The sequence below is a fragment of the Isoptericola sp. NPDC060257 genome (genome assembly GCF_042726645.1).
GTDB classification, from domain to species: domain Bacteria; phylum Actinomycetota; class Actinomycetes; order Actinomycetales; family Cellulomonadaceae; genus Isoptericola; species Isoptericola nanjingensis.
The window spans coordinates 1-6,156 of sequence record NZ_JBHXAW010000264.1; the positions used below are offsets into that span (position 1 = coordinate 1).

The following is a 6,156-nucleotide window of genomic DNA, read 5'->3' on the forward strand; positions in this document are numbered from 1 at the left end:
GCCCTCCCTGCTAGTAGCTGAGCATCGTGTACCAGTAGGGGTTCGAGGCGCTCCCGTGCTTGCCGCAGTACTCGCGGATCGTCACCTTGTACCCCTGGTTGTTCAGGGAGACCATCTTGTTGAACGTGCCCGCGTAGCAGTTGATGCGGCTGTCCCAGCTCCAGCCCCAGGTGGTGGCCTGGGCGGGGGCGGCCGACACCAGGGCGGCGGCGGCGATCCCGAGGGTGGCCATGCCCCCCACGACGATCCGACGAAGCTTCACTCGACTGTCCTCCTGCGATAGACGTGACCTCACGGACAGCCGGAAGGTAGCGCATCACCGCAGGTCGCGCACGGGATGACCCTGGTCAGCGCCAGGTGGCGGCGACGGCGAGGAAGGCGTCGTTCGCCTCGACCTCGCCGATGCTGACGCGCAGGCCGTCGCCGGCGAAGGGGCGCACGAGGACGCCGGCGGCGGTCGCCTCGGCGGCGCGCGCCACGGTCTCCTCGCCGAGGGGGAACCACACGAAGTTGGCGTGCGTCTCCGGTAGGTCCCAGCCCTGCTCGCGCAGGGCGGCGACGACGCGCTCGCGCTCGGCGACCAGCGCGTCGACCCGCTGGCGCAGCTCGTCCTGGGCGACGGGCTCGAGCGAGGCCAGCGCCGCACGCTGGGCGATGTGGTTGACGCCGAACGGCGTCGACACCGCGCGGATGCCGGCGGCGAGGCGCGGCTCCGCGACGGCGTACCCGACGCGGAGGCCCGCCAGCCCGTACGCCTTCGACAGCGTGCGCAGCAGGACGACGTTGGGGTGCCGGCGCAGCAGGTCGACACCCTCGGGCGCCTGCGGGTCGCGCACGAACTCGAGATACGCCTCGTCGACGATCACCAGCACGTCGCGCGGGACGGCGGCGAGGAACTCCTCCAGCTCGTCCGCGTGCACCACGGGGCCGGTGGGGTTGTTGGGCGTGCAGACCATGACGACGCGCGTGCGGGGCGTGACGGCGGCGGCCATGGCGGACAGGTCGAGCCGGCCGTCCGCGGTGACCGGCACGGTGACGGCGACGCCGCCCGCGACGGCGACCACGATCGGGTAGGCCTCGAACGACCGCCACGGGAACACGACCTCGTCGCCGTGCTCGACGACGGCCTGCAGCACGTGCCCGAGCACGGCCACCGAGCCGTTGCCCACCACGACCTGCTCGGCCGGGACGCCGACGTGCGCCGCGAGCGCCTCGACGAGCTCCGTGGCGTACATGTCGGGGTAGCGGTTGGTCTCCTCCGCCGCACGCGTGATCGCCTCGAGGACGGACGGCAGCGGCGGGTACGGGTTCTCGTTCGACGACAGCTTCCACAGCTTCGCGCCCTCGGCGGGCCGCGCGCCCGGCACGTACGCGGGCAGCGCGGCGACGGCGGCGCGCAGGGGGACGGCAGGGGTCTGGACGGCCGGCGAGTCAGCGGGGGTGGTCACAGCGATCAAGGATGCCACCCGCGCCGAGGTGGCCGGTCCGTACTACCTCGGCACGGTCCGTACTACCTCGCGGGGGCGGGTACTCCCTCGGCGTGCTCCCGCACCAGGCCGGCGAAGAACCGGGCGATCGCGTCGGCGGCGGGTACCTCGGCGGACTCCTCGACGTCCGGGCTGTAGTTGGTGTTCGTGTTGATGTCGTACGGCACGGTGCGGCCGTCGACCGTCTCGAAGAACTCGACCCCGGCGATCTCGATCCCCTGCTCGGCGAGCAGCCGCTCGAGCCGCACGACGAGCGGGTGCTCGGCCGTGACCTCGGGCCGCAGCGCGAACAGCGGCGGCGGGGCGACGCCGTCGGCCCCCGGCAGCGCGCACGCCTCGGCCGGGCACAGCTCGAACCCGGTGGACGTGTCCACGCGGACCGCGTAGTGGAACCGGCCGCCGACGAACTCCGCCCGGGTGACGAACGGCGCCGGCGCGACGAGCAGCTCCTGCAGCAGCCACACGCCGTCGACGGGCTCGTCGAGCAGGCCCGCGTCCAGGACGGCGGCGAACGTCCCGACGTCGTCGAACCGCTGCACCCCCAGGCCCTTGCCGCCACGGTTGTGCTTGGTGATGAACGGGGCGCCGAACCGTTCGGCCGCCGCCCGCAGCGCCGCGCGGTCCGTGACGGCCGTCGTGCGCGGCACGTCGAGCCCGGCGGCGCGCAGCAGCGCGTACTGCCGCACCTTGCTCACCTCGAGCGCCGCGGCGCGCGTGCCGTTGACGACCCGGCGGCCCGCCGCCTCGGCCCGGGACAGCACCGCCTGCGCGGCCTCCGGCGCGTGCGGGACGCCGCGCGTGTGCGCGGACGCGCTGAGGCGCGACCAGTGCACGGCCCCGGACGGCGCCTCGGCGAGGTCCAGGGTGACGTCGCCGAGATGCACCGGTTCCAGGGGCACGCCGGCGCGGTCGAAGGCCCGCTCGAACGGCGGCAGCCAGTCGGGGTTGTCGTGCAGGACGAGGACGGACGGCTCGCTCACCCGGCGAGCCTACGCGCGCGAGCCGGTCGCCGGGATCCGGCCGCCGAGCCGCGCGGTGCCGAGCGTCGCGCCAGCCTCGCGCGGGCATGACGTGCCACGATGGCCGCATGAACTTCATCGTCCGCACCCTCGTCACAGCCGTGGCGCTGTGGCTGAGCGACCTGATCTTCACCAACCTCGAGATCCTGCCCCCGTACGACGGCGACAACGTGCTCGAGTACATCCTGGCGGTGCTCGGTGTCGCGTTGGTGTTCACCCTCATCAGCAGCTTCGTGAAGCCGATCGTCAGCATCATCTCGATCCCGCTGCTCATCCTCACGCTGGGCCTCTTCTACCTGGTCATCAACGCCTTCGTGCTCTGGCTCACCACCTGGATCACCGACCAGGGGTGGTTCGGCGACTGGGGCGTCGACGTCAGCGGCGGCTTCTGGTGGTTCGTCTGGATCGCCCTCATCCTCGCCGTGCTGCAGGCGATCATCGGCGCGTTCGCGCCGAAGAAGGGCTGACGCCCCGGCCTCCGCCGCACGACACGCTCAGTGCAGCATCGCCCCCGTCGGGTTTCCCGGCGGGGGCGACGTCGTCCCGAGCACGGTCGACCCCGGTCCGGGGACTGGTCCGGGGCCGGGCCCGGGCGCCAGGACCAGCGGCGGCGCCGGGTCCACCCGGCGCGCCGCGAAGAACCGGGTGCGCGCCCGGGTGCCGTCGAGCAGCTGCTCCAACCGCCCCGTCGCCCCTGCCACCTGCACGTTCCCGGACCGCTGCGCCGCCGCCAGCGTGCGCAGGTGCGTGGGCATCGCATGGGCGAGCGAGATGCTCCCGGCCGCGGCGACGTCGGCCGGGTCCGTCGAGTCCAGCAGCCGGCGCCCCACCGTCACGCGGTCCGCCGCGGCGGGTCCCTCCTCCCGGGACCGGCCGTCCAGGTTCTCGACCAGGCTCTCCTCGTTCTCCACGTGCAGCACGGGCACCCCCGCGGGGAGGGCGAACGACGCGGTCGGCGCCCCCGCGGTCACCACGCCACCGACGGGGTGGTTCGCGCGGAACGCCGGCGACGCCGCGAGCGCCGACGCGGCGATCCCGCCGAGGCTGTGCCCCACCAGCACCACCGGCTCGTCCGCGGCCGCACCCGCCGCGTCGAGGGCCTGCTCCACGGCGACGGACACGTCCGCGGCCTCGTGCGCCATGAGGCTCAGGTCGGTCGCCGCGTCGAACGGGTTCGTGGGGGACAGGAGCTCCTGGGTCCCGGGGATCAGGACCGTCCACGACGTCGTGCCGTCGCCGTGCACGACCTCCTCCACCGCGAGCGTCCCGGCGGGCACACCGGCTGCGGGTCGGTCGACGACGCCGCTGCCCTGGGGGTAGAGGTCGGCGGTGCGGGCGAGCGCCTCCACGACGGAGCCCGCCGGCCGGTCCGCCCATCCGGGCCGGGGGCCGGCGAGGTCCGCGTCGGCCAGGGCGACCACCTGGGGCACCGAGTCGGGCAGCAGCGCGGCCACGACGTCGGACAGCGAGCCCGCGCCGCGCGTGACCGGGTCCAGCGCGGCCGCCGGGCCCTCCTCGATCCCGCGCCGCAGGTCCTGCCAGGTCAACGGCCGGGTGGCGCTGAACCCCGCCGCGAACCCCCCGACCGCCTCGTCGGAGAACGGCGCGACGACCCGCCACACGCTCGCCAGGCTCCCGTCGGGGCCCGTCGTCACCGGCACTGTCGGCGGATCGGGCGGGGAGGAAGCGGTCGGCGGCGACACGGTCGCGCCGGAGCCGGTCGATTCAGAGCCGGTCGATCCAGAGCCGAATGAGCCCCCGCGGGCCCGCGCGCCGCGCAGGCCGTCCGCCACGGACGTGACGGTGAGCACCGGCGTCGCCGCCAGCCCGAGCCAGGCTCCCGCCGCGCCCGCCAGCAGGGTCACGGCCCCGTCGGCGACGCGCTGCACCACGCTCTCCGCCTCCCGGTACAGGCCGGCAGCGAGCCGCAGCCGGCGCGAGCAGCCCTCCGCCGTCGAGGTCCGGGCACGCAGCCGGGCGCTCACCTCGTCCAGCCGAGCAGCCGCCGCCTCCCGGTACGCGGCAACCGCGGCGTCGTCCCCCGTGGCGCCGGGCAGCGGCACGGCCGGTCGTGACCACGGATCGGGGGCCCACGCCGCACCCCGCAGGGTCCCGGCGACGCCGAGGCACCGGTGGGACGCCCGCCGCAAGCCCTCCGCCACGCCGTCGAGCAGCACGGCCGCGCCCTGCACGGCCTCGGCGTCGACCTCGGAGAGGGCCCGGCCGCCCACGACGTCCACGGTCTCCTCGGGCGGCAGCCCGCGCGTCACCGGGCCAGCACCTCGGCGGCCTCCTCGAGGAGCCGCAGGTCGGCGTCGAGGTCGGCGAGCAGGGTACCGACGTCGTCGCGGAACCGGTCGGCCGCCGTCGACCGCCAGGCCACCGCCAGGCTGCGCCGTGCGCCCGCGGCGGCGTCGAGGACGTCGTGGTGCGCCGCGAGGACGGCGGCACAGGCGGCGCTCGGGTCGGGTGCCGGGGACGAGAAGGGCGGGGCCGGTGAGGTCATACCCGCGACGCTAGGCCGCGCCCCGACCGTGACGCCGGGCGCGACTTCGGCCTGTGGACGGCGCCGCCCTGGGGACAGGCTCCGGACCGCGCCGCGCCGTGCCCGCGTCCGAGGCCGACGTCCGCTACGCCCCCGGCACCCCCGCGAGCCGGTCGGCGTCCGACAGGATGTCGATGCCGACCACCCGGCCGTCGCGCACCGTGAACGCGAGCAGCGAGTAGACCGTCCCGTCCTCGAGGACGGTGACCAGGCCGGGCGAGCCGGCCACGAGCGCGAGCCGCGAGAAGCGTGCCGTGCCGAAGTGCAGGCGCGCCTGCTCCGCGACGGCCTGCGCGCCCCGCAGCACGCGGGACAGCTCCCCCGGCCCGTAGTCGAGGCGCACCACGACCTCCGGGTCGAGCAGCGCCACGAGGCCGTCGAAGTCCCCCGCCTGCGACGCGGCGAGGTAGGCGGCCACGACCTCCCGCCGCCGCGCGACGTCGTCCTGCACGGGCACGGCGTCGCGCACCTTGCGGCGCGCGCGGCTGGCGAGCTGGCGCGTGGCGGGGAGCGACCGGTCGACGAGCGGCGCGATCTCCTCGAACGGGACCGCGAACTGGTCGTGCAGCACGAACGCGACGCGCTCGGCGGGTGCCAGGGTGTCCAGCACGATCATCAGCGCCGAGCCGAGTTCGTCCTGCTCGACCGCCCGCAGCTCGGGGTCGGCCTGCCTGTCGACCGGCGCCACGAGCAGGTCCGGCAGGTGCCCGTCCCACGCCGTCTCCCGGCGCGTCCCCCGCGAGCGCAGCAGGTTGAGCGCCACCCGCCCGACGATCGTCGTGAGCCAGCCGCCCAGGTTCTCCACCCCGGCGGCGCCGGCGGCGTGCGCGCGCACCCACGCGTCCTGCACGACGTCCTCCGCGTCCGCCGTCGACCCCAGCACCCGGTACGCGACCGCGCGCAGGTGCGGACGGAACGCCTCGAACTGGTCCGCCGTGAGCCGGCCTGCCGCGAACTGATCCGTGCTCATCGGTCACACTCTTTCGCCGGGCCGTGTCAGAGAGGTGACAGCGCACGCTGCCGGTGACACCGAACCACGAGGGTGCGACACCGGCTTTTCCACCAGGAGCCCGCATGACCTCTCAGACCTCGAACGATCTGGCCT

Annotated in this window: 7 protein-coding genes; 1 reads left to right on the plus strand and 6 read right to left on the minus strand. The window is 75.2% G+C overall.

The window, feature by feature from the left end:
- Positions 1-10 precede the first annotated feature (10 nt).
- The 3 genes from ACFWEK_RS17530 to ACFWEK_RS17540 all read right to left on the minus strand — a co-directional run bounded on the left by ACFWEK_RS17530 (position 11) and on the right by ACFWEK_RS17540 (position 2,467).
- Complete coding sequence (locus ACFWEK_RS17530) at positions 11-232, minus strand: hypothetical protein (protein ID WP_430554852.1); 222 nt, start codon at positions 230-232, stop codon at positions 11-13.
- A gap of 115 nt (positions 233-347) precedes the next feature.
- Positions 348-1,448 (minus strand): histidinol-phosphate transaminase, encoded by a 1,101-nt coding sequence (hisC, locus tag ACFWEK_RS17535; RefSeq protein ID WP_430547792.1) that lies wholly within the window; start codon positions 1,446-1,448, stop codon positions 348-350.
- Between the two features lie 62 nt (positions 1,449-1,510).
- The gene (locus ACFWEK_RS17540; protein ID WP_430554853.1) at positions 1,511-2,467 is read right to left on the minus strand and encodes a RimK family alpha-L-glutamate ligase; all 957 of its coding nucleotides are present in this window, start codon (positions 2,465-2,467) and stop codon (positions 1,511-1,513) included.
- Between the two features lie 107 nt (positions 2,468-2,574).
- On the opposite strand from ACFWEK_RS17540, the gene ACFWEK_RS17545 reads away from it, so the two are divergent.
- The gene (locus tag ACFWEK_RS17545; protein ID WP_430547794.1) at positions 2,575-2,973 is read left to right on the plus strand and encodes a phage holin family protein; all 399 of its coding nucleotides are present in this window, start codon (positions 2,575-2,577) and stop codon (positions 2,971-2,973) included.
- Between the two features lie 27 nt (positions 2,974-3,000).
- On the opposite strand, the gene ACFWEK_RS17550 is transcribed toward ACFWEK_RS17545, so the two are convergent.
- From ACFWEK_RS17550 to ACFWEK_RS17560, 3 genes are all read right to left on the minus strand, one after another.
- Positions 3,001-4,776, minus strand: a complete 1,776-nt coding sequence (locus ACFWEK_RS17550; protein WP_430554854.1) for a hypothetical protein — start codon at positions 4,774-4,776, stop codon at positions 3,001-3,003.
- A complete protein-coding gene (locus ACFWEK_RS17555; RefSeq protein WP_430547796.1) occupies positions 4,773-5,012 on the minus strand; it encodes a hypothetical protein in 240 nt (79 codons plus the stop codon). The genes ACFWEK_RS17550 and ACFWEK_RS17555 overlap by 4 nt, the downstream gene beginning before the upstream one ends.
- 124 nt (positions 5,013-5,136) lie before the next feature.
- Positions 5,137-6,021 carry a sigma-70 family RNA polymerase sigma factor gene (locus tag ACFWEK_RS17560; RefSeq protein WP_430554855.1) on the minus strand — a complete coding sequence of 295 codons (885 nt, stop codon included), beginning with the start codon at positions 6,019-6,021 and terminating at the stop codon, positions 5,137-5,139.
- Between the last annotated feature and the right edge of the window lie 135 nt (positions 6,022-6,156).

What these genes read in the sequence shown, in the direction of transcription:
- ACFWEK_RS17555 (WP_430547796.1), bottom strand. Translation starts at nt 5,012, where the DNA reads ATGACCTCACCGGCCCCGCCCTTCTCGTCCCCGGCACCCGACCCGAGC.
- ACFWEK_RS17545 (WP_430547794.1), top strand. Translation starts at nt 2,575, where the DNA reads ATGAACTTCATCGTCCGCACCCTCGTCACAGCCGTGGCGCTGTGGCTG.
- ACFWEK_RS17530 (WP_430554852.1), bottom strand. Translation starts at nt 232, where the DNA reads ATGGCCACCCTCGGGATCGCCGCCGCCGCCCTGGTGTCGGCCGCCCCC.
- ACFWEK_RS17560 (WP_430554855.1), bottom strand. Translation starts at nt 6,021, where the DNA reads ATGAGCACGGATCAGTTCGCGGCAGGCCGGCTCACGGCGGACCAGTTC.